Annotated in this window: 22 protein-coding genes; 11 read left to right on the top strand and 11 right to left on the bottom strand. The window is 69.6% G+C overall.

All coding sequences use genetic code 11. The features are described 5' to 3' along the window. Nucleotides 1-241 precede the first annotated feature (241 nt). The 6 genes from ACZ6WN_RS21195 (at nt 242) to ACZ6WN_RS21170 (ending at nt 6,952) form a co-directional block, all read left to right on the top strand. The gene (locus tag ACZ6WN_RS21195; RefSeq protein WP_465867356.1) at nt 242-541 is read left to right on the top strand and encodes a hypothetical protein; all 300 of its coding nucleotides are present in this window, start codon (nt 242-244) and stop codon (nt 539-541) included. Nucleotides 542-640: 99 nt separating this feature from the next. Continuing rightward, nucleotides 641-1,489 carry a nitrilase-related carbon-nitrogen hydrolase gene (locus tag ACZ6WN_RS21190; RefSeq protein ID WP_465867354.1) on the top strand — a complete coding sequence of 283 codons (849 nt, stop codon included), beginning with the start codon at nt 641-643 and terminating at the stop codon, nt 1,487-1,489. Nucleotides 1,490-1,499: 10 nt separating this feature from the next. After that, nucleotides 1,500-2,933, top strand: a complete 1,434-nt coding sequence (gene hydA, locus ACZ6WN_RS21185) for a dihydropyrimidinase (RefSeq protein WP_465867353.1) — start codon at nt 1,500-1,502, stop codon at nt 2,931-2,933. A 4-nt stretch (nt 2,934-2,937) separates the two neighbouring features. Then, on the top strand, nt 2,938-3,966 hold the full coding sequence (locus ACZ6WN_RS21180; RefSeq protein WP_465867351.1) for a TIGR03842 family LLM class F420-dependent oxidoreductase: 1,029 nt from the start codon (nt 2,938-2,940) through the stop codon (nt 3,964-3,966). Between the two features lie 162 nt (nt 3,967-4,128). Continuing rightward, nucleotides 4,129-5,430, top strand: a complete 1,302-nt coding sequence (locus ACZ6WN_RS21175) for an aminotransferase class III-fold pyridoxal phosphate-dependent enzyme (protein ID WP_465867350.1) — start codon at nt 4,129-4,131, stop codon at nt 5,428-5,430. A gap of 22 nt (nt 5,431-5,452) precedes the next feature. After that, nucleotides 5,453-6,952 carry a CoA-acylating methylmalonate-semialdehyde dehydrogenase gene (locus ACZ6WN_RS21170; protein ID WP_465867348.1) on the top strand — a complete coding sequence of 500 codons (1,500 nt, stop codon included), beginning with the start codon at nt 5,453-5,455 and terminating at the stop codon, nt 6,950-6,952. Between the two features lie 15 nt (nt 6,953-6,967). On the opposite strand, the gene ACZ6WN_RS21165 is transcribed toward ACZ6WN_RS21170, so the two are convergent. After that, a complete protein-coding gene (locus tag ACZ6WN_RS21165) occupies nt 6,968-7,156 on the bottom strand; it encodes a hypothetical protein (protein ID WP_465867346.1) in 189 nt (62 codons plus the stop codon). 90 nt (nt 7,157-7,246) lie between these two features. Next, a complete protein-coding gene (locus ACZ6WN_RS21160; RefSeq protein ID WP_465867344.1) occupies nt 7,247-8,392 on the bottom strand; it encodes an endo-1,4-beta-xylanase in 1,146 nt (381 codons plus the stop codon). 140 nt (nt 8,393-8,532) lie between these two features. Between ACZ6WN_RS21160 and ACZ6WN_RS21155 the strand changes: the two genes are divergently transcribed. Continuing rightward, a complete protein-coding gene (locus ACZ6WN_RS21155; RefSeq protein ID WP_465867343.1) occupies nt 8,533-9,783 on the top strand; it encodes an FAD-binding protein in 1,251 nt (416 codons plus the stop codon). 85 nt (nt 9,784-9,868) lie between these two features. Here ACZ6WN_RS21155 and ACZ6WN_RS21150 read toward each other — a convergent pair whose 3' ends face one another. The 5 genes from ACZ6WN_RS21150 to ACZ6WN_RS21130 form a co-directional block, all read right to left on the bottom strand. Continuing rightward, entirely contained in the window at nt 9,869-10,168 is a 300-nt protein-coding gene (locus ACZ6WN_RS21150; RefSeq protein WP_141803040.1) for a chorismate mutase, read from the bottom strand. Nucleotides 10,169-10,211: 43 nt separating this feature from the next. Further along, on the bottom strand, nt 10,212-10,580 hold the full coding sequence (gene trxA, locus ACZ6WN_RS21145; RefSeq protein WP_465867341.1) for a thioredoxin: 369 nt from the start codon (nt 10,578-10,580) through the stop codon (nt 10,212-10,214). Nucleotides 10,581-10,700: 120 nt separating this feature from the next. Next, nucleotides 10,701-10,841, bottom strand: coding sequence for a hypothetical protein (locus tag ACZ6WN_RS21140; protein ID WP_350659602.1), 141 nt, complete (start codon nt 10,839-10,841; stop codon nt 10,701-10,703). Nucleotides 10,842-10,934: 93 nt separating this feature from the next. Further along, nucleotides 10,935-13,142 (bottom strand): DEAD/DEAH box helicase, encoded by a 2,208-nt coding sequence (locus tag ACZ6WN_RS21135; RefSeq protein ID WP_465867340.1) that lies wholly within the window; start codon nt 13,140-13,142, stop codon nt 10,935-10,937. Nucleotides 13,143-13,443: 301 nt separating this feature from the next. After that, a complete protein-coding gene (locus ACZ6WN_RS21130; RefSeq protein ID WP_465867338.1) occupies nt 13,444-14,205 on the bottom strand; it encodes an alpha/beta hydrolase family protein in 762 nt (253 codons plus the stop codon). A gap of 112 nt (nt 14,206-14,317) precedes the next feature. On the opposite strand from ACZ6WN_RS21130, the gene ACZ6WN_RS21125 reads away from it, so the two are divergent. Both ACZ6WN_RS21125 and ACZ6WN_RS21120 read left to right on the top strand, forming a co-directional pair. Next, nucleotides 14,318-14,956, top strand: a complete 639-nt coding sequence (locus ACZ6WN_RS21125; RefSeq protein ID WP_465867336.1) for a PadR family transcriptional regulator — start codon at nt 14,318-14,320, stop codon at nt 14,954-14,956. Between the two features lie 144 nt (nt 14,957-15,100). Then, a complete protein-coding gene (locus ACZ6WN_RS21120) occupies nt 15,101-16,363 on the top strand; it encodes an FAD-dependent monooxygenase (protein ID WP_465867335.1) in 1,263 nt (420 codons plus the stop codon). A gap of 55 nt (nt 16,364-16,418) precedes the next feature. On the opposite strand, the gene ACZ6WN_RS21115 is transcribed toward ACZ6WN_RS21120, so the two are convergent. Further along, complete coding sequence (locus tag ACZ6WN_RS21115) at nt 16,419-17,801, bottom strand: NAD-dependent succinate-semialdehyde dehydrogenase (RefSeq protein ID WP_465867334.1); 1,383 nt, start codon at nt 17,799-17,801, stop codon at nt 16,419-16,421. Between the two features lie 134 nt (nt 17,802-17,935). Between ACZ6WN_RS21115 and ACZ6WN_RS21110 the strand changes: the two genes are divergently transcribed. Then, the gene (locus ACZ6WN_RS21110) at nt 17,936-18,784 is read left to right on the top strand and encodes an acyl-CoA thioesterase domain-containing protein (protein ID WP_465867332.1); all 849 of its coding nucleotides are present in this window, start codon (nt 17,936-17,938) and stop codon (nt 18,782-18,784) included. Here the strand turns inward: ACZ6WN_RS21110 and ACZ6WN_RS21105 are convergent. After that, nucleotides 18,781-20,991 carry an Eco57I restriction-modification methylase domain-containing protein gene (locus ACZ6WN_RS21105; RefSeq protein WP_465867331.1) on the bottom strand — a complete coding sequence of 737 codons (2,211 nt, stop codon included), beginning with the start codon at nt 20,989-20,991 and terminating at the stop codon, nt 18,781-18,783. The two genes, ACZ6WN_RS21110 and ACZ6WN_RS21105, sit on opposite strands and share 4 nt — an antisense overlap. Before the next feature lie 114 nt (nt 20,992-21,105). Between ACZ6WN_RS21105 and ACZ6WN_RS21100 the strand changes: the two genes are divergently transcribed. After that, entirely contained in the window at nt 21,106-22,221 is a 1,116-nt protein-coding gene (locus ACZ6WN_RS21100; RefSeq protein ID WP_465867330.1) for an MGDG synthase family glycosyltransferase, read from the top strand. Here ACZ6WN_RS21100 and ACZ6WN_RS21095 read toward each other — a convergent pair. Beyond that, nucleotides 22,218-23,129, bottom strand: coding sequence for an amidohydrolase family protein (locus tag ACZ6WN_RS21095; RefSeq protein ID WP_465867328.1), 912 nt, complete (start codon nt 23,127-23,129; stop codon nt 22,218-22,220). The genes ACZ6WN_RS21100 and ACZ6WN_RS21095 overlap by 4 nt on opposite strands. Nucleotides 23,130-23,140: 11 nt before the next feature. Next, on the bottom strand, nt 23,141-24,013 hold the full coding sequence (locus ACZ6WN_RS21090; protein ID WP_465867327.1) for an RNase H family protein: 873 nt from the start codon (nt 24,011-24,013) through the stop codon (nt 23,141-23,143). Nucleotides 24,014-24,109 lie beyond the last annotated feature (96 nt).

Raw genomic sequence — 24,109 nt, 5'->3', positions numbered from 1 at the left:
TGTGCCGGGTCGTCCCAGGCAAGGCGATCTGCAACACCAGGTCCCTAGTTTCTATAGGCTACTCACGGGTTGGCCCACAGGTGAGTTACAAAGCACCCAAGGGCGTCACCGATCCCTTCCCCTGCTCGTTGGAGTCGGAGAGAGTGCCTCGGGGGAGGCACACGTCCCACCGAGGAGATACATGTCGTCGCACAACGCGGACGGTGTGGGGTCGCATCTGTTCGACTCGTCGAGGAGCGCTATGTCGCTGACCACCGCCGCCAAGGTGGAGGTTCTCAGCGTCCTCGTCCGCGCCGGCCGGGAGGCCCGCGCCCCACTCACCCCGCACGACTGCAACACCGTGGTCGAGACCAGCGCCCACCTCGCCGAGATCGCGCCGACCCTCGCCGAGGGGACACCGGGCGAGCGTGCCCGCGCGACCCGGTCCGCGATGGAGCTGTTCCTCTCGGTCGACTGCCCCCAGCTCGCGCCCGAGCTCCGCGAGGAGCTCGCCAGGGCCGTCGAGCACGTGGTCGTACGTCATCCGGCCACCGCCGCCTAGCGCAAGAGACTTTCAAGCACCTCCTCCCTCCAAGCAAAAATGCCGTCGTGGCCCCATGGGCCGCGGCGGCATGCTTCTATTGACGAGGGAGGTAGTTGCATGACCATCGTCAGAGCCGCAATCAGCCAGACCACCTGGACCGGGGACAAGGCCTCGATGCTGGACAAGCACGAGGGCTTCGCGCGTGAGGCCGCCGCGCAGGGCGCCCAGGTGATGTGCTTCCAGGAGCTCTTCTACGGGCCCTACTTCGGGATCACCCAGGACAAGAAGTACTACCGCTACGCCGAGCCTGCCGATGGTCCGATCGTGCAGCGCTTCGCGAGCCTGGCCAAGGAGCTGGGCATCGTGATGGTGCTGCCGATCTACGAGGAGGCCGACACCGGGGTCTACTACAACACCGCGGTGCTGGTCGACGCCGACGGCACGATCCTCGGCAAGTACCGGAAGAACCATCTGCCCCACGTCGAGAAGTTCTGGGAGAAGTTCTACTTCCGCCCCGGCAACCTCGGCTACCCGGTCTTCGAGTCCGCGGTCGGGAAGGTGGGGATGTACATCTGCTACGACCGCCACTTCCCCGAGGGCTGGCGCGAGCTCGGGCTCAACGGGGCCCACCTGGTCTTCAACCCCAACGCCACCAAGCCCGGGCTCTCCAACCGGCTGTGGGAGATCGAGCAGCCCGCCGCCGCGGTCGCCAACGGCTACTTCGTGCTCGCGCCGAACCGGGTCGGCCTGGAGGACAACGAGTACGGCGCGGAGGCGGTCAACTTCTACGGGATGTCGCAGGTCGTCGACCCCCGCGGCAACTACGTGGGCGAGCTCGGCTCGGGCGAGAAGGAGGAGCTGCTCGTCCGCGACCTGGACATGAGCATGGTCCAGGAGATGCGCGACGACTGGCAGTTCTACCGCGACCGGCGGCCCGATTCGTACACCGCCATCCCCCGGCCCTGAGGAGGCCCGCATGACCACCACGCTCATCACGGGCGGCACGGTCGTCTCCGCGACCGGGCGCAGCCAGGCAGACGTGCTCGTCGATGGCGAGAGGATCGTCGCGCTGATCTCCCCCGGCGCCACTCCGTTCGGCACGATCCAGGCCGATCGGAGGATCGACGCGACCGGGAAGTACGTCATCCCCGGCGGCGTCGACGCCCACACCCACATGCAGCTGCCGTTCGGCGGCACCAACGCCTCCGACACCTTCGAGACCGGCACCCGGGCGGCGGCCTGGGGCGGCACCACGACGATCATCGACTTCGCGGTGCAGCGCTACGGCGAACGCGTACAGGACGGGTTGGCGCACTGGCACGAGCTGGCCGCCGGCAACTGTGCGATCGACTACGGGTTCCACCAGATCATCGGCGGGGTCGACGACGACGCGCTCAAGGCGATGGACACCCTGGTGGACGAGGGGATCACCTCCTACAAGCTGTTCATGGCCTACCCGGGCGTCTTCTACTCCGACGACGCGCAGGTTCTGCGGGCGATGCAGAAGGCGACCGACCACGGCCTGCTGACCATGATGCACGCCGAGAACGGGCCGGCGATCGACGTGCTCGCCGCGCAGCTGGCCGAATCGGGAAGGACAAGCCCCTACTACCACGGCATCGCGCGTGCCTGGCAGATGGAGGAGGAGGCCACCCACCGGGCGATCATGCTCGCCGACGTGACCGGGGCTCCGCTCTACGTGGTGCACGTCAGCGCCAAGCAGGCGGTCGCGCAGCTGGCCGCGGCCCGCGACCACGGGAAGAACGTGTTCGGCGAGACCTGCCCGCAGTATCTCTACCTCTCGCTCGAGGAGCAGCTCGGCGCGAGGTCGGAGGAGTGGGGAGACTTCGAGGGCGCCAAGTGGGTGTGCTCGACTCCCCTGCGCTCGCGCGCGGAGGGCCACCAGGACGCGATGTGGCAGGCGCTGCGCACCAACGACCTGCAGATGGTCTCCACCGACCACTGCCCCTTCTGCATGAAGGAGCAGAAGGAGCTCGGCAAGGACGACTTCCGGGCCATCCCCAACGGGATCGGTTCTATCGAGCACCGCGTCGACCTGCTCTACCAGGGCGTGGTGACCGGGCAGATCACGCTCGAGCGGTGGGTGGAGCTGATCGCGACGACACCGGCTCGGATGTTCGGGCTCTACGGCCGCAAGGGCGTCATCGCGCCGGGAGCCGACGCCGACATCGTCGTCTACGACCCCGCCGGCCACACGTCCATCGGGGTCGGGGAAGGCAAGAGCCATCACATGAACATGGACCACTCCGCCTGGGAGGGCTACGAGATCGACGGCCACGTCGACGTGGTGCTCTCCCGAGGGTCCGTCGTCGTCGCCGACGGCGAGTTCCAGGGCACCAAGGGCCACGGCAGCTACCTCAAGCGCGACCTCTCCCAATACCTGGTGTGACGTCATGGACTTCGGTGTCGTCCTCCAGACCAACCCGCCCGCCTGGCGGGTCGTCTCGCTGGCGAAGCAGGCCGAGGCGTACGGCTTCGACTACGTGTGGACGTTCGACAGCCACCTGCTGTGGATGGAGCCGTACGTCATCTACAGCCAGATCCTCGCCGAGACCCGCACGATCAAGGTCGGTCCGTTCGTCACCAACCCGGCGACCCGCGACTGGACGGTGACCGCGTCGGTCTTCGCGACCCTGAACGAGATGTACGGCAACCGCACCGTGTGCGGGATGGGTCGCGGCGACTCCGCGGTGCGGGTGCTGAACGGGAAGCCCTCGACGATCCGCGAGATGCGCGAGGCGACCCGCGTCATCCGTGAGCTCGCCAACCGCCGCCCGGTCGAGGTCAACGGCACCACGCTGCAGTTCCCGTGGGCCAAGCGCTCCGAGCTGGAGGTGTGGATCGCCGCCTACGGTCCGCTCGCGCTGAAGGCGGCCGGCGAGGTCGGTGACGGGTTCATCCTGCAGCTGGCCGACCCCGACATCACCGAGTGGATGATCGGGGCGGTCAAGAAGGCGGCTACCGACGCCGGCCGCGACCCCGAGTCGCTGACGTTCTGCGTGGCCGCACCGGCGTACGTCACCGACGGCTCGCCCGCGGCCCTGGACCATGCCCGCGAGCAGTGCCGGTGGTTCGGCGGGATGGTGGGAAACCACGTCGCCGACATCGTGGCCAAGTACGGCAGCAGCGGTGCCGTCCCACAGGCGCTCACCGACTACATCAAGGGCCGCGAGGGCTACGACTACAACGAGCACGGGCGCGCGGGCAACACCCACACCCAGTTCGTCCCCGACGAGATCGTCGACCGGTTCTGCCTCCTCGGCCCGGTCGAGGAGCAGGTCGCCAAGCTCGACCGACTCGCGAGCCTCGGCGTCGACCAGTTCGCCGTCTACCTGCAGCACGACGCGATGGACCAGACCCTGGCGGCGTACGGAGATCTGGTGATCCCGCGGGTCAACCGACCGGTGACCGCAAAGGCATGAGCACGCGATTTCGTTGATCCAGGCATGAGAATGTAACGAAAACGTAGCCCTCACCCTGATATACCGTCGTAATCAGTATCCCGGATCAGCGGCGACCCCGCCGCTCCCGGCGTAGAGTGAGCAACCAGATCCATGTCCATCCACGCACCCCAGGGGACAGCCTTGACCAGCGCCAGCGACGCCCGCGCCTACGACCTCGACCGAGCCCACGTCTTCCACTCCTGGTCCGCCCAGGGGTCGCTGAAACCGCTCGTCATCGCCGGCGGGCAGGGCTCGCGGGTGTGGGACGACTCCGGGCACACCTACCTGGACTTCTCCTCCCAGCTGGTCAACACCAACATCGGCCACCAGCACCCCCGGGTCGTGGAGGCGATCAAGAAGCAGGCCGAGACGCTGACCACGATCGCGCCGACGACGGCCAACCTGGCCCGCGGCGAGGCCGCCGAACGGATCACCGACATCGCGCCGGAGGGCTTCAACAAGGTCTTCTTCACCAACGCCGGCGCCGACGCGGTCGAGAACGCGATCCGGATGGCGCGCATCCACACCGGCCGCGACAAGGTGCTCTCGACCTACCGCTCCTACCACGGCAACACCGGTGCGGCGATCGTCGCGACGGGCGACTGGCGGCGGATCCCGAACGAGTACGCCCGCGGCCACGTCCACTTCTTCGGCCCCTACCTCTACCGCTCGGAGTTCTGGTCCACCACGCCGGAGCAGGAGGCCGAGCGCGCCCTGCACCACCTGCGCCGGGTCATCGAGTCCGAGGGACCCGCCTCGATCGCGGCGATCCTCCTCGAGACCATCCCCGGCACCGCCGGGATCATGATCCCGCCGCCGGGCTACCTCCCCGGGGTCCGGGCGCTGGCCGACGAGTTCGGGATCATGCTCATCCTCGACGAGGTGATGGCCGGCTTCGGCCGCACCGGCGAATGGCTGGCCCTGGACGCCTACGGCGTCGTCCCCGACCTGATCACCTTCGCCAAGGGGGTCAACTCCGGCTACGTACCGGCCGGCGGGGTGATCATCTCCGACCCGGTCGCGGCGACCTTCGACGACCATGTCTTCCCCGGCGGCCTCACCTACTCCGGCCACCCGCTCGCGATGGCGTCGATCGTGGCGACCATCGAGGCGATGAACGAGGAGGGCATCGTCGACAACGCCGCGACCATCGGCACCGACCACATCGCCCCCGGCCTCGCCGCGCTGGCCGAGAATCACGACGTGATCGGCGAGGTGCGCGGCACCGGCGTCTTCTGGGCCCTCGAGCTCGTCGCCGACCGCGAGACGCGGGAGCCGCTGCCGGCCGCGACGATGGGCCGGATCAAGTCCGACCTCATCGCCCGCAACCTGATCCCGTTCACCATGGAAAACCGCATCCACGTGGTGCCCCCGTGCATCGTCACCCCGGACGAGGTCGCCGAGGCGATCTCGATCTACGACGACGTGCTCGGCTCGCTCTAACAGCTCTCTAAGGACGCATGACATGACCGATCTCCCCATCCTCGACCACTGGATCGGCGGGGCAACCAACCCCGGCACCGGCACCCGTCTCGGCGACGTCTACAACCCCGCGCTCGGCACCGTCCAGAAGCGCGTACGCTTCGCCGCGGCCGCCGACGTCGACACCGCCGTCTCCGCGGCCAAGAAGGCGTTCGAAGAGTGGAGCGAGACCTCGCTCACCCGACGTACGGCCGTGCTCTTCAAGTTCCGCGAGCTGCTCAACGCCCGCAAGGGCGACCTCGCCGAGATCCTGACCGCCGAGCACGGCAAGGTGCTCTCCGACGCGGCCGGCGAGATCGCCCGCGGGCTCGAGGTCGTCGAGTTCGCCTGCGGCCTCTCTCACCTGCTCAAGGGCACGGTCTCCGAGCAGGTCTCCTCCGGCGTGGACGTGACCACGCTCAAGCAGCCGCTCGGCGTGGTGGGCATCATCAGCCCCTTCAACTTCCCGGCCATGGTTCCGATGTGGTTCTTCCCGATCGCGATCGCCGCCGGCAACGCGGTCGTGATCAAGCCCTCGGAGAAGGATCCGACCGCATCGAGCTGGATCGCGGAGCTGTGGTCCGAGGCGGGGCTGCCCGACGGGGTCTACAACGTCGTGCACGGCGACAAGGAGGCGGTCGACGCGCTCCTCGACAACCCCGACGTCGCCTCGATCTCCTTCGTCGGCTCCACCCCGATCGCTCGCTACGTCTACGAGCGCGGCACCGCCGCCGGCAAGCGGGTCCAGGCGCTCGGGGGCGCCAAGAACCACATGCTCGTGCTGCCCGACGCCGACCTCGACCTGGTCGCGGACTCCGCGGTCAACGCCGGGTTCGGATCGGCCGGCGAGCGCTGCATGGCGATCTCGGTGGTGCTCGCGGTCGACTCGGTGGCCGACTCCCTGATCGAGAAGATCACCTCCCGGATGGCCACCCTCACGACCGGCGACGGCACCCGGGGCACCGACATGGGTCCGCTGATCACCGGCGCCCACCGCGACAAGGTGGCCGGCTACGTCGACGTGGCCACCGCCGACGGAGCAGAGGTCGTGGTCGACGGCCGAGGCATCGAGGTGGACGGCGACCCGAACGGATTCTGGGTCGGCCCGACGCTCGTCGACCGGGTGCCGACCACGTCGGCCGTCTACACCGAGGAGATCTTCGGCCCGGTGCTCTCGGTCGTCCGCGTCTCCGGCTACGAGGAGGGCCTGGAGCTGATCAACTCCGGCCAGTTCGGCAACGGCACCGCGATCTTCACCAACGACGGCGGGGCCGCCCGCCGGTTCCAGCGTGAGGTCCAGGTCGGCATGGTCGGCGTGAACGTGCCGATCCCGGTGCCCGTCGCCTACCACTCCTTCGGCGGCTGGAAGGCGTCGCTGTTCGGGAACGCGAAGGCGTACGGCCCCGCGGGGCTGGACTTCTTCACCCGGGAGAAGGCAGTCACCACCCGGTGGCTCGACCCCTCGCACGGCGGGATCAACCTGGGGTTCCCGCAGAACTCCTAGGTCCTCGCCGCCGGCTCAGTAGTCGTAGTCGTCGTCGAGGCTGCCCGCGTCGAGCTTCTGCTCGGCGTAGTCGGCCTCGTCGACGTCGTCCGGCGGCGAGGTCACCGTCTCCTCGGCGTCCAGGGGCGCCTCGTCGTCGACGGTCTCCGTCACGACGTCGGTCGCCTGCTCCTCGAGGTCTGCCTCTGCTGCGTGCTCGCTCATCTACCCTCGCTCAGATCGATCCGTCTGCTCGGTCTCCAGTAGACCACCGGGGCGCCGGAGCCGCCACGACCCGATGAGGGCTCGGTGGCCTCAGCGTCGGCGTGGCGCACCCAGGGCCAGCCGGAGGTCCTGCTTCAACGTGGTGTAGGCCTCCTTGGGCTGCCGGTTCACGTCCCAGAGCAGTGCGTAGCCCTGGCCTTCGAACCAGCCCGGTACCCAGGAGTGGGCGTCATCGATGCCCCAGACCGTGAACGAGGTGCAGGCGCGTACGGCGAGACAGGCCTGGAGCATCTGCGAGAACTCGTAGGGATGGGCGAAGAGCGCCAGGTCGTCCGTCGGCACCTGGGTCTCGGCGGAGTCCACGAAGGTGCGTACGTCGGCCTCGGTGACCGCGACCTTCAGCCCCAGGTCGGCATAGCGCTGCAGGTCGGCGCGGAACCGCTGACCGGAGAAGCCGTACTGGGTGTCGAGATGGCCCTGGTTGCCGATCCCGTGGATCGGCACACCCTGGGCGATGAGCTCCTTGGCCCAGGTGTAGACCGCGGTCGACTTGGCGCTGTTCCCGTCCTCACCGGCGATGTTGTAGTCGTTGTAGAACAGCTGGGCCTTGGGGTCGGCGGCGTGGGCCCAGCGGAAGGCGTCGGCGACGATGCCGGTGCCGAGGTGCTTGATCCAGAAGTTGTCGCCGTTCATGCCGTTCGGGAGCGGGTCGGGGCTCCAGGAGTCGGCGAAGAACTCGTTGGCGACGTCCCACTGGTAGACCTTGCCGCGGAAGTGGCGGACCTCGTCGGTGATGTGCTTCTCGAGGATCGCGCGAAGCTCGTCGTTGCTGATGGCGCCGCTGTTCACGCCCTCGGTCAGCCAGGCGGGGTTCTGGTTGTGCCAGAGCAGCGTGTGGCCCCGCACCTTCTGACCGTGGGCGCGGGCGAACTCGACGACCTCGTCGGCGCCGGACCAGTCGTAGGTGCCGCGCGTCGGCTCGACGGACTCCCACTTCATCTCGTTCTCGGGAGTGATGCTGGAGAACTCGTCGGCCGCGATGTCGGCGAGCTCCTCGTCCGCGAGCACCTCGGGGTTGGCGGCGACGCCCAGATGCAGACCGATCTGGGAGGCGTAGGAGCGGAGCGAGTCGGCCGGGGGTCGGAAGCCACGTGGCTCGGCCTGGGCCATGGATGACGTGGAGGCCGCGACGGTCGCCGCCGCGGCCACGGTCACGACGAGGTGACGAAGTTTCACAGTGCCTCCAGGTGCGCAAGATGTGATCGGCATCACAGACAGGGATCAGGATGGCGAGAGGCGCGCAGCTTTGTCAATCGTTGTCGATAACGTTTTCTGAAGGTGCGCGCCGAAGCCACTCCCCGGCTACGATCCGGTGCATGCACACCGAGACTCCTGCCGGCGAAGCTCCCGGATCGACGTGGGCCCGCAGCTACGACTACACCGCGCGCGAGCTCGTGCGACCACGTTCCGTGGAGGACGTACGCAACCTCGTGCTGTGCGAGCCGAGGCTGCGCGCGCTGGGATCTCGGCACTCCTTCACCGATCTCGCGGACACCTCGGGGGTGCTGGTCTCGCTCGAGGCCCTGGAGAGCTCGCCGAGCCTGGCGGGCGACGTGGTCCGGGTGCCCGGCGGGATGCGCTACGGCGAGCTCGCGGCCTGGTTGCAGGAGCACGGGCGGGCGCTGCCGAACCTCGCCTCACTCCCCCACATCTCGGTCGCCGGCGCGGTCGCGACCGGCACTCACGGCTCTGGGATCTCGAACGGTTCGCTGGCGACCTCGGTGACGGCCATGGAGCTCGTCGACGGTCGCGGCGACCTGGTGCGTCTGGAGGCGGGCTCGCCCGACTTCTCCGGGTCCGTGGTCGGTATCGGCGCCCTGGGGATCGTGACCCATCTCGAGCTGCTGACCTCGCCGACCTACCAGGTCGCACAGACGGTCCACGAGGGCCTTACCTATGCTGACCTGCGAGAACACCTCGACGAGATCCTCGGAGCGGCCTACTCGGTGTCGATCTTCACCCGTTGGGCCGATGAGCCCGACGGGTCCGTCGCCAGGGTCTGGGCGAAGTCACGCTCGACGACGCCGGAGCTCCCCGGGACGGTGCTCGCAACCTGGCCGCGGCACGTCATCCCCGGCCTCGACCCGGCTCCGTGCACCGAGCAGCTCGGCGTGCCGGGGCCGTGGCACGAGCGGCTGCCCCACTTCCGCCTCGACTTCCAGCCGAGCGTCGGCGCGGAGCTGCAGAGCGAATACCTGGTCCCGCTCGATCGCGCCCAGCAGGCGGTCGACGCGGTCCGTTCGCTCGCCGACCGGGTCCGGCCGCTCCTGCAGGTGAGCGAGATCCGCGCCGTCGCCGCCGACGAGCTGTGGCTCTCCCCCGCCTACGGCACCGACACGCTGGCGCTGCACTTCACCTGGCAGGCCGACCCTGTCGGCGTACGCGACCTCCTGCCGGAGCTGGAGCAACGCCTCCCGGCAGGAACCCGGCCGCACTGGGGCAAGCTCTTCGCCGCCGAGAACCCCGGCGCTCAGTTCCCGCGATGGGACGACTTCAAGGACCTCGTACGCCGCTTCGACCCGGACCGCCGCTTCTGGAACCCCTGGCTTGATCGGGTGCTCGGCTGAGACTTCGGGGTAGTCCGGTAGCGAACTGTCTATTACTGGTCAGTAAATGGACAGTTCGCTACCGGACTACCCCGACCCGGCGACGTCAGTCCTCGACGAACTGACGATGGTTGCGGATCACCTCGGCGATGATCACGTTGAGGATCTTCTCGGCGAACTCGGGATCGAGGCCGGCGTCGTCGGAGAGCCGGCGCAGTCGCTCGATCTGGACCGCCTCGCGGCTGGGATCGGCCGGCGGGAAGCCCGCACGCGCCTTCAGCCGGCCGACCTGCTCGGTGCACTTGAAGCGCTCGGCGAGAAGGTGGACAAGGGCGGCGTCGAGGTTGTCGATGCTGCCACGCAGGCGAAGGAGCTCGTCGTGGGCTGCGCTGTCGGGTTCGGTCACAGCGCTATCAAACCTGATGCGAGCCGGGGAGCCACAACGAGTCTTACTCGCCGGACTCCTTCGAGGCCTGCTCGGCCAGCGCCTTGTCGATGTCGAGGTCGACGACCGCGTCGATGACCTGCTTGAGCGCGGGCGCGGGCAGCGCACCGGGCTGGGAGAAGACGAGGTTGCCCTTCTTGAAGGCCATCAGCGTCGGGATCGAGGTGATGTTGGCGGCACCCGCGAGCGCCTGCTCGGCCTCGGTGTCGACCTTCCCGAAGACGATCTCGGGGTGCTCCTCGGAGGCGGCGTCGTAGACGGGTGCGAACTGGCGGCACGGGCCGCACCAGGACGCCCAGAAGTCGACGAGGACGATCTCGTTGTCGGTGACGGTGCTCTCGAAGTTCTCTGCGCCGAGCTCGACGGTGGGCATGGGGCTCTCACTTCCGGTCTGGGTGGGTGCGCGCCGGATCGGCGGGCACGTACGTCTCAACGCACGTGCCTCACGGAGGATTCCCCGCTCGGATCCCTGGTGGGATCAGGGCTGGTCCGGTCAGGGAAGGCGCTTGGCCTTCGGCCCGATCTGCCGCTCGATGCGGCTGCGTGGCTGACCGGTCAGCTTGGCGACGATCGGCACCCGGAACACGTATCCACCGACAGCCGCTGCGATGACCAGCAAGATAATCCAGAACATGTGACCCAGCGTACGCGGCACCACCCAAGCCCCACCTCAGGATTCTCCCTGAGATGAGGCCCGGATGGAGCCCGGACGAGTCCCGGTTCGGCGTCAGGCGGCGCGGCGGCCGCGGCGGCCGGACTCGCGCTTGCGGAGGGCGTCGGTGAGCAGCGAGACCAGGGCCTCGAGCTGCACGTCGGCGGAGTCGGTGACCTCCTCGTCGGAGCCGTCCAGGGCACGAGCCGCGAGGCCGGCCTTGGAGTCGATCAGCTCGGCGATCCGGGTGTCGATGGTCTGGCTCGCGATGATGCGCCACGCGGTGACCGGCTCGGTCTGGCCGATGCGGTGGACGCGGTCGATCGCCTGGGTCTGCTCGGCGTCGGTCCAGGAGAGCTCGGCCAGGATCAGGTTGGAGGCGGCCTGCAGGTTGACGCCGACGCCGGCGGCGGTGAGCGAGCAGACGATGACCTCGACCTCGGGGTCGTTCATGAACTCGTCGATGGCCTTCTCCCGCGCCTTCGAGGTCTGGTCTCCACGGATCGTGGAGTAGCGGATGCCGCGCTCCTCGAAGAGCTTCTGCGCGGTGTCCATCACCTCGATGTGCTTGGCGAAGAAGACGACCTTGCCGACGTTGCGCGCCAGCTGAGCGGCGTAGTCGGCGGCCAGCGAGGCCTTGGCTCGACCGATGCGGCGCATCATGCCGAAGACGTTCTCGCCGGTGGAGGCGTCCTGGTCCTCGCGCTCCCAGGTGGCGACGCGACGGATCAGCTCGAGGTCGAGCTCGCCCGGCGCCGGCTTGGCGCCGGTCACCCGGGTCTCGATCGCGGTGTCGTAGCGCTGCATCATCCGCTTGGCCAGCTCGGCCTCGGCGGCCCGGATCGAGCGGCCCTCGGCGTCGTCGAGCTCGACCGGCAGATCGGCCACGCGGCGCGCCGGGATGTCGCTGGCGACGTCGATCTTGCGGCGGCGCACGATGCCCTGGTTGACCACGACGCGGCGGGCGGCGCCGTAGAAGCTGTTGTCCTGCGGGGTCAGCCCGGTCTCCTCGAGGCCTTCGAGCAGGCCGTTGAGGGGCTTGACGTCGTCGATCCAGCCGAGGAACTGCCAGATCGCCCGGAAGTCCTCGATGTCGTTGATCAGCGGGGTGCCGGTCAGCGCCATCAGCAGCGGGTTGGCCGTACGCTGCCGGATCTTCTCCGAGAGGGCCAGCACGTGCTGGGAGCGCTGGGAGGACTTGTTCTTGATGAAGTGGGCCTCGTCCACGACCATGCCCTTGAAGCCGAACTCGCCGAGCCAGCCGACGTGACGGTCGAGGATCTCGTAGTTGACCACGATGATGTCGGCGAAGCCGTCGATGTCCTCGCCGTTGCCGTGCACCACGGTCGCCTTCTTGGACGGCGTCCAGAGGTTGACCTCGCGCGCCCAGTTGGCCTTGACGACGTTGGGCACGACCACGAGCAGCGGGTAGGCGTCGGCCGCCTCGGCCGCGAGCAGGGCCTGGGCGGTCTTGCCGAGGCCGGGCTCGTCGGCCAGCAGGTAGGTGCGGTGGCCCTCGGCCGCCGAGGCGACCAGCTGCGCCTGGTGGTGCATGAGCTCGCGGGTGCCGGGCGCATCGATGTGGCCGGGACCGTAGGCGGGCGGCTCGGGCAGCGGCATGCAGGAGGGCCCGGAGTCGGCGTACTCGAAGCTTCGGAACAGGGGCCCGAGGAGCTCCCAGCCGGAGAGTCGGCGGGCGTGCACCGGCGGGCGCGCGTTGGTGAAGTCGGGCACCAGGAACGGGTTGGAGAGCTGGCGCTGGATGACGCTCGTCGGGACCACGCGCTTGTCGGGGACCACGACGGCGGGCGTCTCGTCCTCGTCCTCCTCCTCGTCCTCCGGCACGTCGACGCCACCACGGGCCATCAGCTCGTGCTTGAGGTCGACGGCGGCCTCGGAGATCTCGGCGTCCTCGGCGAGGAGCTCGAACAGCCGCGAGTCCATGGTCGCGGTCTTGGCCAGGATCGTGGCGATCCCGTCCAGACGCTTGAGCTGCTCGGCGCGGCGGCCCTCGTTGAGGGTCTCGTCCTCGAGCACGCGGTGGCGCTCGTCTCGGGCGAGGAGCGCGACGACCTGGAACTTGGTCCGTACGTCGGGCATGGCCGAGCGGCGCTGCACCGCCGACTCCACCTCGCGGACGACCTGCGCGAGCACCGGGATGATGCCCTCGTTGTCCTTGTGGACGCCCTTGCGGCGACCGTTCTGCCCGGACTTGCCGGCATTGCCGTTGCTACGTGAACGGCCGGACCGGTTGTTGCGCCGGGTAGCGGCTCCCTGAGCCAACTGAATCCTCCTTGGGGCCACGCACGGGTGAGTGGCATGTCCAAATGCCGACCCTCATCGGCCGGTCGCCCTCCCAGGGCTCACGCAGATCGATGGCAGACGACTGACGACCGCGTTCAAACAGCGGATACGCGCGATCGGCGCCTCATCGACCGGGCCAGTGACCCGTTCGGTCCCCACGACGAACGTCCACGAGCCGGGCGCTTGCAGCGAGTGTAACCCCACCCACACCGGTTAGCGGAAGTCTCGTTCCGCGTTTTCTGTCAATTGATCAAACAAGGGGGTCAGACGGCCCTGCGACTCAGTCGATCAGGTACTGATCAGCCCAGGCCGAGATGATCCGGGCGGCGCGCTGGGCCTGGCCCCTCTTCGTCAGGAGGTGGTCGGAGCCCTCCAGCGCCACGAAGGACCTGGGGTGGCGGGCGGTGTTGAAGATGTCGGAGGCGTTCTCGATGCCGACCGTGGTGTCGGTGGGGCTGTGCATGACCAGGAGCGGCTTCTTGAGCTGCATGATCTTCTGGCGCAGGTCGGCGCGGCGTACGTCGTCGACGAAGGCCTTGCGCAGGGTCAGCGACTTGCCGCCAGCCATCCACGGGGCCTCGCCGTTCTCCAGCACGCGCGAGAGCACGGCGTCGTAGTTGTGCTCCACGTGAGCCGGCTGGAAGGGTGCCCCGACGGTCGCCACGGCGTCGACCCCGACGGAATCGTGGGCCGCGGCCAGGACCGCTGCGCCGCCGAAGGAATGACCGACGAGCAGCTCGGCCGGGGTGCCGCGCTCGGCCATGAACTTGGTGGCCTCGACGGTGTCGGCGACCTTGTGGGTGAAGGAGCCGTCGCCCCAGTCGCCCTCGGAGTCGCCGAGGCCGAGGTTGTCGAAGCGGAGCATGCCGATGCCCTCGGCAGCGAGCTGCTTGCAGATCCGCGCAGCCGCGGGCGACTCCTTGCCGAGGGTGAAGCCGTGACTGAAGACTCCCCAGCCGCGCACCTCACCCTCCGGGAGATCGATCAGGCCGGCCAGCTTCGGCCCGGACGTGCTCTTGAACCACACCTTTTCTGTTGCCACGTGCCACATCGTCGCGTGCCGGGGCGCTACGTGCGAGTACCCGTGCCGAATTTCACTGGACATCGGTATACTCGTGGCCGTATATTCGCATACGAATATACGGAGGTGCGTGATGGCACGACGCAAGAGGAGCAACCTGACCGGGCTCGCGGTGCTCGGCACCGTGGTGCAACGGCCGATGCACCGCTACGAGATCGCCTCGCTCATGCGCGCCCGCGGCAAGGGCGATGACGTCGACATCAAGTGGAGCTCGCTCTACACGGTCGTAGCGAACCTCGAGAAGCACGGGCTGCTCGAGGTCGCCGGCACCGACCGCCAGGGCGCGCGCCCCGAGCGCACGATCTACCGCATCACCGAGGCGGGGCGCACGGAGCTGGTCGAATGGACCCGTGAGCTGCTCACCACCCCGGTGAGCGAGCAGTCCGGCTTCGTCGCCGGACTCTCGATGATGGCCGCACTCACTCCCGACCAGGTCGCCGACGCACTGCACGACCGGCTGATCGCGCTGGAGCAGATGGTGCGCGAGCTGCGGGCGGCGTACGAGGAGGCGGAGGTCCCGCGTCTCTTCCTGGTCGAGACGGAGTACGCGATCGCGATGCGTGAGGCCGAGGCCGCCTGGGTCCGTACGCTGCAGGCCGACCTCGCCTCGGGCACCTACCCGCTCGTCGAGGAGTGGCGCGAGTGGCACCGCTCCGGTGCGATGCCGGACGAGCTCACCGAGCTCGCGGAGCGGGGCGCCGAGCAGGACTGACCCGAGAACGACCTGGCGGCGGTGCGGCAACACCGCCACCAGGCCCACCGAAGAGAACCGGCACCGCGGCAACGGCGACACGGCTCGGATGGCACTGAGCAGACTATCCGCCCGACGCCGCGGTCCTCACCAAGGAGAAGAACCGTGGCATCCATCTCATCAGCACTCGTGATCGGCGGCGGCGTCGCCGGTCCCGTGACCGCGGCCGCACTGGCGAAGGCCGGCATCGAGGCGACCGTCTACGAGGCCTACCCCGAGCCCACCGAGGGCATCGGCGGCCTGCTCGCACTCGAGCCGAACGGCGTCGTCGCCCTCGACACCATCGGCGCCGCCGCCGGCGTGCTCGACGCCGGCACCCCGATCACCCGCTCCCGGATGGCGATCGGCAGTCGTACGTTCGACCTGGTCGCCTCCGAGCTTCGCTCGGTTACTCCCTCGCTCGGCGCGAGCGGACGAGCAAGCTCGCCGCTCGACCTCGCTCCGGTCGTCTCGCCGTCCGGACTGCCGGCACGGCAGGCGATCGAGCGCGCCGACCTCCACCGCGTCGTGCGCGAGCAGGCGGTCGCGGCCGGCGTACGTCTCGTGCACGGGCGGCGGCTCGTCTCGGTCTCCGAGGAGGACGACGGCGTCGTGGCGCACTTCGACGACGGGTCCTCGGCCCGCGGTGACGTGCTCGTCGGCGCCGACGGGGTGCGCTCGACCGTGCGTACGCTCATCGACCCGGACGCGCCCGGAGCGGGCTACACCGGGCTGCTCGGCTTCGGTGGTTACGCCGACGTCGACCTCGATCTCGAGCCGGCGACGATGACCTTCGCCTTCGGGCGGCGCGCCTACTACCTCTACTGGCGCCACGGCGACGGCCGGGTGGCGTGGGGCGCCAACCTGCCCTCGCCCTACCTCAGCCTCACCGAAGCCCGCCGGACACCGCCCGAGGAGTGGCTGCGCACGCTCCGCGAGGTGTACGCCGACGACGACCCCGGTGCGATCCTGGCCGCCTCGACGTCGGCCGAGTCGCTCCAGGTGATGGGGGCACTGCACATCATGCCGCCGGTGCCGCACTGGCACCGCGGCCGGATGGTGCTGGTGGGCGACGCGGTGCACGCACCGTCGAACAGCACCGGGCAGGGCGCCTCCCTCGCGATCGAGAGCGGCATCCAGCTGGCTCGCTGTCTGCGCGACCTGCCGTCGGTGGAGTCGGCGTTCGCTGCGTACGAGGGCCTGCGGCGTACGCGGGTGGAGAAGATCGCGGCGCGCGGGGCGAAGATCAGCCACGCGAAGGCGCCCGGACCGCTCGCTCGGCGGGTGATGCCGCTGGTGCTGCCGCTCGTCTTCCGGGCGCCGGCGGTGGCTCGGGTCACCGAGGAGGAGCAGCGCTACGCGATCGACTGGGACGCGAAGGTCGCCTGACGCGGAGTGGTCGAGCCTGTCGAGACCACCCGGTCTCGACAGGCTCCGACGACCGTCAGCGCTCGACGTAGAACAGGCGCTTGTTGAGGAACTCGTCGATCCCGAGCGGGCCGAGCTCGCGGCCGAAGCCGGAGCGCTTGGTGCCGCCGAAGGGGACGTCGGCGCCCTCGCCGGCCGGCGTGTTGACGTTGGCCATGCCGACCTCGAGCTGCTGGGCGACGGCGATCGCACGCGCCTCGTCGGTCGAGAAGACGGCGCCGCCGAGGCCGTACTCCACGGCGTTGGCCAGCTCGACGGCCTCCTCGTCGGTGCTCACCTTGTAGACGACGGCGACCGGGCCGAAGAGCTCCTCGGTGTAGGCGCGCATCTGCGGCGTGACACCGGTGAGGACGGCAGGCGCGAAGAAGGCGTCGGCGCCGTCGGAGATCTCGCCGCCGGCGTGGAGCGTGGCGCCCTTGTCGACGGCGTCCTGGATCTGCGCGCGCAGCGCCTCCGCGGCCTTGCGGGCCACCAGCGGGGAGTAGACGGTGTCGTCGCCGTCCTCGCCCTCGAGCGGCTTCATCGCGGCGGCGCGCTTGGTGAGAGCCGCGACGAAGTCGTCGTAGACGCCCTCGTTCACGATCATCCGCTTGTTGCCGTTGCAGACCTGGCCGACGTTCTCCATCCGGGTCGCCCAGGCGGTCTCGGCGGCCTCGTCGATGTCGTCGGAGTCGAGGATGATGTAGGGGTCGGAGCCACCGAGCTCGAGGACGACCTTCTTCAGGTGGCGGCCGGCGGCCTCCGCGACCGCCGTGCCGGCGCGCTCGGAGCCGGTCAGGGAGACCGCGCGGACCCGCGGGTCGGCGATCATGGTGGCGATCTGCTCGTGGGTGGCGTAGAGGTTCTGGTAGACGCCCTCGGGCAGGCCGGCGTCCTCGAAGATCTTGGCGATCGCGGCCGAGGAGCGCGGGCAGTTCTCGGCGTGCTTGAGGATGACGGTGTTGCCCGCGACCAGGTTGGGCGCGGCGAAGCGGGCCACCTGGTAGTAGGGGTAGTTCCACGGCATCACGCCGAGCACGGGGCCGAGCGGGAGGCGCTGGATGACGGCCTTGCCCTCGTGGCCCGGCAGGTCGGTCTCCTTGAGGAGCTCGGGGCCGTGGTCGGCGTAGTAGGCGGTGATCTCGCCGGAGAACTCCGCCTCGCCGGCACCCGAGGAGGCCTTCTTGCCCATCTCGGTGCGGATGATCCTGCCCAACTCCGCGGCGCGCTCGGTGAAGAGGTCCGCGGCGCGCTTCACGATCGCGGAACGCTCCTCGATCGGGGTCGAACGCCAGGCAGCGTACGCCTTCTGGGACCGCTCCAGCGCCTCCTCCACCTCGGCGTCGGTGGCGAACGGGAAGGTCTCGATCACCTCGCCGGTTGCGGGGTCGGTCACCTGGTAGGGAGGCGTGGTGCTCATCGTCATCCTCTTCGATCGGGGCTGCTTTTGGTGTGATGGTACGTGGTTTTGGAGCGCTTTTGATGACGGAACCGTTACTCTTTACCGGTTTTCGCAACTGAATCCGAAGTTAGGACACGTTCTAGAATGTCCGCATGGATCTCGCATTCTTCCGGCGTACCGATGACGGTTTCGAGCCTACGCCGATGGCCTGCAGCATGTGGGCCGACGACCAGATGCACGGAGTGGCCGCCAGCGGCCTGATCGCCCGTGGCCTCGAAGACCAGATCGAGGAGCTCGGACGCGCCGCCGAGCTGGTGCCCGCGCGCTACCACGTCGACCTGTTCCGACCGCCGCGGATGGTGCCGACGCGGATCCGCACGAGGGTCGTCCGCAACGGGCCGCGCATCGCGCTGCTCGACGCCGAGATGGTCCAGTCGTCCAAGGACGGCTCGGAACAGGTCGTGGCGCGGGCGACCTGCACCTACCTGCGCACCGGCGAGAACCCGGCCGGCGAGGTCTGGTCCGCGACCGGTCGTGCCACTCCCCCGCCGCTCGAGGTCGCGCCGCCGACCTCCGAGCCGCACGTGCCGTTCTTCGTCTCCGAGAGCCCCTGGTCCGACGACTTCGGCCGCCACCAGAACGCGGGGCGTCACATCACCTGGCAGGTCGCGGTGCCCACCGTGGCCGGCGAGCCGATGACCCCGTTCCAGACCGTCGCCTCCATCGCCGACGCCACCTCGATGGTCACCAACTGGGGCAGCAACGGCGTCGAGTGGATCAACACCGACATCTCCCTCGCTCTCGCCCGGCGACCCGCCGGCATGGAGGTCGGCCTCGCCACCATCGACCACGTCGCCCACGAGGGCATCTCCGTCGGCACCGCCGAGGTCTTCGACCGCGAGGGCACCATCGGCACCGCCACCGTCACCGCCCTCGCCAACGCCAAGCGCACCGTCGACTTCACCGCTCCCATCGAGGGTGGTCCCGCCACCTCCGTCTAGCCCGCCGAGGCGTCGGCCCCGTCGGCCCCGTCGGCCGGGGCTTGTGCCTTCTCGGCGAGGGCCAGGTTCTGGTCGACGAGAGCGGCCATGAGGGCACGCTGGCGGGTCGGGGTGAGGCCGAAGCCGGAGGGGGTGAGGTCGGGGGTGGCCAGGGACTCGTCGATGCCGTGGAGTCGGGCGGTGGCGTGGTTGACGTCGGCGATGGCCTGCCGGAGGTCGGTGGTGGCGGGGTCGTGGGTGGCGGGGTCACCGACGAGATTGAGTACGCCGGTGATGCCGATCCGGCGCTCCTCGCCGACCCGGTCCAGGGCCGCGAGGAGCGCTTCGCCCGCCGCGCGGAGCGGTCCGAGGTCCGCGGGGAACGGGTAGGTGGCACGCAGGCGCGAGGGGTTGTAGCGGTAGGCGGTGTTGAGCATGGTGCCGCCGGCGCGTACCGCCCACACGCGGTGGAGGTCGGAGGCCAGGAACGCGTACGCTGCCGGGTCCTGCGTCGGGTAGACGACCAGTCCGTTGGAGAAGACGTGGTCGGCCCCGACCAAGACGGGCCACAGGTGCTTGCTGTGCTTGCTGAACGCGATGACGTGCGAGAGCCCGGCGGCGTCGCGGTAGAGCTCGTCGACAGGACTGAGGAAGCCCCACCAGCGCTCCTTGAGCTGGGGGTACTTCACGAACTGGCGGCGGCGCTCGGCGCGTACCTTCGACCGCACCCGACGCGCGAGCGCGCGGTCCTCGGCGAGCTCCTCGAGGCCCAGCTTGCCGAGGTCGAGCACGAAGCGGGACGCGGCCGAGCCGCAGGGGGTCACCAGGTCCTCGCCGCTCAGATAGGGCCGTACGGTGCGCCCGAGCGGACCGCGTGCGAGCGCCTCCGCCTCGGAGGGGGTGAGCACGAGCGAGCGGCCCAGCACGATCGTGCCCTGGTAGCCGTGCGGCAGCGGGACCGCGAGGTCCAGCCGCGCCGGCTCCGGGAGCGAGAAGCCGTCCTCGAGCGTCCCGGTGATCGCCGGGACCGAGCGTCCGTCGAGCCACGCGCTCTCGAGCGGCCGGGTGGTGAGCCAGATCTTCGCGAACCGCACGCCCGCCGTCGGCCACGGAGCCGATCGCTCCGCCCGAGCGACCTGCCAGCCCCGGTCCAGGAGCGTGCCGAGGCCGAAGCGAGCGGTGTCTCCCTCGCTGATCGAGTCGGTCGTGATCAGCCCGATCTCGCCGCGACTGAGGGCAGCGGCCCGGAGCAGGAAGTAGATGACGTAGTCGGCCCGCCTCGTCGTGCCGGCGGCGAGCGTGTGCGCGAGGTAGTCCCGCAGTTCCTGGCCGATCGCGTCCCGCACCCGCTTCACCCCGAGGTAGGGCGGGTTGCCGACCACCGCGTCGAAGCCGCCGCGGGCCATCACCTCGGGCGCGACGAGCGCCCAGTGGATCGGCCGGACGGCGGGGACGGGCAGTCGCCGGCAGCGACCCAGCGATGCGTACGCCTCGGTCAGCCGCCTCCCCGGCCGACCGCCCAGCGGCAGCGCGACCGCGACCATGGCATCGGCGTAGGCCTTCGGGTCGCCGAGGCCGCCAGGAAGCTCCTCGGCGTCGACGAGCCCGACCAGCGAGTTGCCGCACAGGATCCGGTCGTCGAGGAAGGTCAGCGGGAGCGAGGGGTCCTCGCAGAGCAGCCAGAGGGACAGCTTGGCGATGTCGACCGCGACTGGGTCGATGTCGGCCCCGTAGAGGCAACGGGTGACGACCTCGGCAACGGGCACCTGGCACGAGGAGGCCAGATAGCGGGCGGAGGCGAGGAGGAAGACACCGGTCCCGGCGGCGATGTCGACCACGGCCGCATCGGCGGAGGCGATCGGCGCCAGGGCGTGGGCGACGACCTCGTCGGCGAGCTCGGGCGGGGTGTAGTGGGCGCCGTTGTCGCGGCGCGAGGAGACCTCGAGCAGCGCCTCGTAGACGTAACCGATCTCCTCCAGAACCAGATCGTCCGCGCCGGTCCCGTCCGGGAACAGATAGTTCGACAACAGACGATCCGATACGGGAGCGTCTGCCGCGCACGGCAGCAGCCCCGCCGCGCCCAGCGCGGCATCAGTGACCCTCATCCCCCGCGCCTCGGCGAAGTCCATCACCACCCGGCGCATCACCGCTGCGACCGCCGAAGGGCCACCGCCCAGCTCGGCAACCGCCGACCGCGCTCGAGTGCGCAGTGCCCGGGGCGTGATCACAGGATGAACCATAGAACGCCCACAGATTCGGGGAGACGAACCGACGGTGAAGAGTGATGCGCCGGGGTGTCTCCGTTCACCACGACGTCACACCGCGCGGACAGAATCCGGCGCATGTCCATCGACTCGGAGCGGCTCGGGCCCCTCCTCCACATCCGGCCCGGCACGACCCCCCGCGTGGCGATCATCTCCGCGAGCTACGGCGCGGGCCACCACTCGGCTTCCCGAGAGATCTCGCGAGCACTCAGCGAGGCCGGGTGCGATGTCGAGATCTTCGACTTCGTCGACCTGATGCCCTGGCGGCTCGGGCACGTACTGAAGGCCGGCTACAAGATGCAGCTCCAGGTCAGCCCCGACTCGTGGGGCACCACGATGAGTCTGGTCATGCCGGGACGCCCCCTCCACAAGCCGTTCAACCAGCTCCTCCGTCTCTCCACGCGCAACCTCACCGAAGCCATGCGCGGTGCCGATCTGGTCATCTCCACCCACCCGTTCTGCTCCCAGGTCATCGGCCACCTGCGCTCCAGCGGACAGCTCACCGTGCCCGCGGTCACCTACCTCACCGACGCCGCAGTCCCGGCGATGTGGATCAACCCCGGCATGGACCTCAACCTCGCCATCCACGAGGTCGCCGCACGCGAGGCGCGCATGCTCGGCGGCAACGCGGCCGTGGTCCAGCCGTTGGTCCCGCCGGGGGCGGCGTACGTCCCGGGGCGGGTCTTCCCCGACCCCCTCGCGGACCTCGCCCTGAAGGGCCCGCGGGCACTGGTCACCGGCGGCTCCCTGGGCGCCGGCGCGCTCGAGCAGACGGCCCGCGACATCCTCGAGCACAGCGACATGACCCCGGTGGTCCTGTGTGCGACCGACCCCTGTCTCAAGCGCCGCCTGGAACGGATCCCCGGCGTGGTGGCGCTGGGCTGGCGCACCGACGTACGCGCGCTGATGGCGACCAGCGACTGCGTCGTCCAGAACGCCGGCGGCTTCACCTCGCTCGAGGCCCTGGCCTCGGGCACGCCGGTGATCACCTACCGCTCGATCTCCGGCCACGGCGCCGCCAACTCGGCCAACCTGGACCGCGCCGGGCTGATCCCGTGGGCCCGCGACGAGATCGAGCTCGCCAAGCACCTGGTCGTCGCCGCCGAGTCGCCCCGGTTCAACCGGCTCGCGCTCGGGGTCCCCGACATCGTCCAGCTCCTCACCGACAGCTACGACGAGACCGCGGTGGCCTAGCTGTCCGAGGGCATCCCGAAGAGCCGCGCAGCGTTCTCGTAGAGCACCCCGCGCGCCCACTCGTCGCCGAGCCCGAGCCCCAGGACCCCGTCGACCGCCTCGAGATAGGGATAGGGGATGTTCGGGAAGTCGCTCCCGAACAGCACCCGCTCGCCCAGCGCCCTCAGCCGCGGCAGTTCCTCGGCGGGGAAGGGCGTCGACGCCTCGGTGAAGGCGGTGAAGGCCATCGTGGTGTCCAGGTGGACGCTGTCGTACTTCTCCACCAGGTCGAGGAACCGCGCGTAGTCCGGCAGCCCCATGTGGGCGACGATCAGCACCAGGTCCGGGTAGCGCCCGAGCAGCGCCTCCATACCGGCCGGCCCGGTGAACCGACCCGGAGCAGGACCGTGCCCGGAGTGGATCACCAGCGGCGTACGCGACTGCGAGAGGACTTCCCAGACCGGGTCGAGCAGCGGTGAGTTGGGGTCGTAGTCACCGACCTGGACGTGCGCCTTGAAGATCCGCGCACCCGCCTCGACGGCCTCGCGCACATAGGCGCCCGCCCCCGGCTCCGGGTAGAACGTCGCCGACTGCAGGCAGTCCGGCTTGTCGGCCGCGAACTCGGCACCCCACTGGTTCAGCCACGCCGCCATGCCCGGCTTGTGCGGATAGGTGAGCGCGGAGAAGTGACGTACGCCGAGAGCCCGCAGCACCCGGAGCCGTTCCTCCTCGGAGTGCCGATAGGCGATCGGCCACGGCCGGCCGGTCAGCGGCCCGGCCGAGTCGAAGTAGGCCCACACCTTGTCGAGCATCCGCTGGGGCAGGAAGTGCGTGTGTACGTCGAAGATGCCGTCCAGCCCCAGCGCATCGAGCCGCGCGCGGAGCTGCGCGGGCTCGTCGGGGGCGATGGTGACCGTAGGAGAATTCACGAGACGCGAATCTACCCAGCGGAAGCGGCACCCGAAGTCATGGGCGCAGCGAACGTCTCGGCGATCGCCCGTGCCCTCCCGGGCACCTCGTCGGCGGTCAGTCCCCAGGTGCCCTCGGCGAAGCGCCGGGCGAGCTTCGCGAGGGAGTCGGCGCCCTCGTTGAGCGCTTCGCCGACGTGGCCGCGCACCCACTCGAAGGAGAGCCGCTCGGACTCGCGACACAGGTCGTCGTGCATCCGGGTCAGGCCGGCGAGCTCGGCGCGGTGCTCGGTCTCATAGCCCTTCGGCATGGTCAGCTCACCGCGGAGCCAGTCCTCGATCATCGCGAGCGCGACCCGCGAGTCGGTCCGGATGGTCAGGGTGCGGCGGGGCAGCGCCCGCACCGCCTCGGCGATCGCCTGCAGCTCGGCCAGGACGACCAGCGACTGCGGGTCGCGGATCCGGGCGTTGGGCACCTGCCTGCCGAAGCCGTGCTGACCGTCGCCGGCGAGCCATCCCCAGCCGATGAACCCGCGGTGGGCCGAGCCGTCCGTCGCCACCACCAGCGGCGGCAGCGGACCGGCCCGATGGATCGCCAGCGCCTCCACCGCCTCCGCGCGGATGTCCGCGTCGTCGTCGGTGAACGGCACCACGGTGACGCCGGGATAGGCATCCGCGATCTCGTCGGTCAGCATCCAGAACCGCGAGTTGGACGGCAACGCGACCACGACCTGCACCGGCGCGAGCGACCCCAGCGAGTCGTACGCCGCGCCGACGGCCGCGATGATCGCGTCCTCGGTCCCCCGGGCGCCCAGCGATCCCGCCGCGTGCAGCCCCGGACCGGCCAGCACCCAGTCCCAGCTCTCGGCGTCGCTGCGCTCCTTGACGACGATGAAGCAACGCATCACAGACCTCCTGACCCGCCCGAACAAGTCGCTCTCGACGTTACCGGGCCGCCCCTGAGAAAGAGACCACGGCGTCAGGATCCGGACACGACTGAC

The sequence above is a fragment of the Nocardioides sp. NPDC054178 genome, from assembly GCF_055585005.1.
The sequence above is the reverse complement of the archived record's forward strand: the minus strand, read 5'-3'. Positions and strand labels throughout refer to the sequence as shown.

Coding starts and splice junctions, on each gene's coding strand:
- ACZ6WN_RS21100 (WP_465867330.1), top strand. CDS start 21,106: ATGTCCATCGACTCGGAGCGGCTCGGGCCCCTCCTCCACATCCGGCCC.
- ACZ6WN_RS21195 (WP_465867356.1), top strand. CDS start 242: ATGTCGCTGACCACCGCCGCCAAGGTGGAGGTTCTCAGCGTCCTCGTC.
- ACZ6WN_RS21110 (WP_465867332.1), top strand. CDS start 17,936: ATGGATCTCGCATTCTTCCGGCGTACCGATGACGGTTTCGAGCCTACG.
- trxA (WP_465867341.1), bottom strand. CDS start 10,580: ATGCCCACCGTCGAGCTCGGCGCAGAGAACTTCGAGAGCACCGTCACC.
- ACZ6WN_RS21190 (WP_465867354.1), top strand. CDS start 641: ATGACCATCGTCAGAGCCGCAATCAGCCAGACCACCTGGACCGGGGAC.
- hydA (WP_465867353.1), top strand. CDS start 1,500: ATGACCACCACGCTCATCACGGGCGGCACGGTCGTCTCCGCGACCGGG.
- ACZ6WN_RS21155 (WP_465867343.1), top strand. CDS start 8,533: ATGCACACCGAGACTCCTGCCGGCGAAGCTCCCGGATCGACGTGGGCC.
- ACZ6WN_RS21090 (WP_465867327.1), bottom strand. CDS start 24,013: ATGCGTTGCTTCATCGTCGTCAAGGAGCGCAGCGACGCCGAGAGCTGG.
- ACZ6WN_RS21125 (WP_465867336.1), top strand. CDS start 14,318: ATGGCACGACGCAAGAGGAGCAACCTGACCGGGCTCGCGGTGCTCGGC.
- ACZ6WN_RS21180 (WP_465867351.1), top strand. CDS start 2,938: ATGGACTTCGGTGTCGTCCTCCAGACCAACCCGCCCGCCTGGCGGGTC.
- ACZ6WN_RS21140 (WP_350659602.1), bottom strand. CDS start 10,841: ATGTTCTGGATTATCTTGCTGGTCATCGCAGCGGCTGTCGGTGGATAC.
- ACZ6WN_RS21165 (WP_465867346.1), bottom strand. CDS start 7,156: ATGAGCGAGCACGCAGCAGAGGCAGACCTCGAGGAGCAGGCGACCGAC.
- ACZ6WN_RS21170 (WP_465867348.1), top strand. CDS start 5,453: ATGACCGATCTCCCCATCCTCGACCACTGGATCGGCGGGGCAACCAAC.
- ACZ6WN_RS21115 (WP_465867334.1), bottom strand. CDS start 17,801: ATGAGCACCACGCCTCCCTACCAGGTGACCGACCCCGCAACCGGCGAG.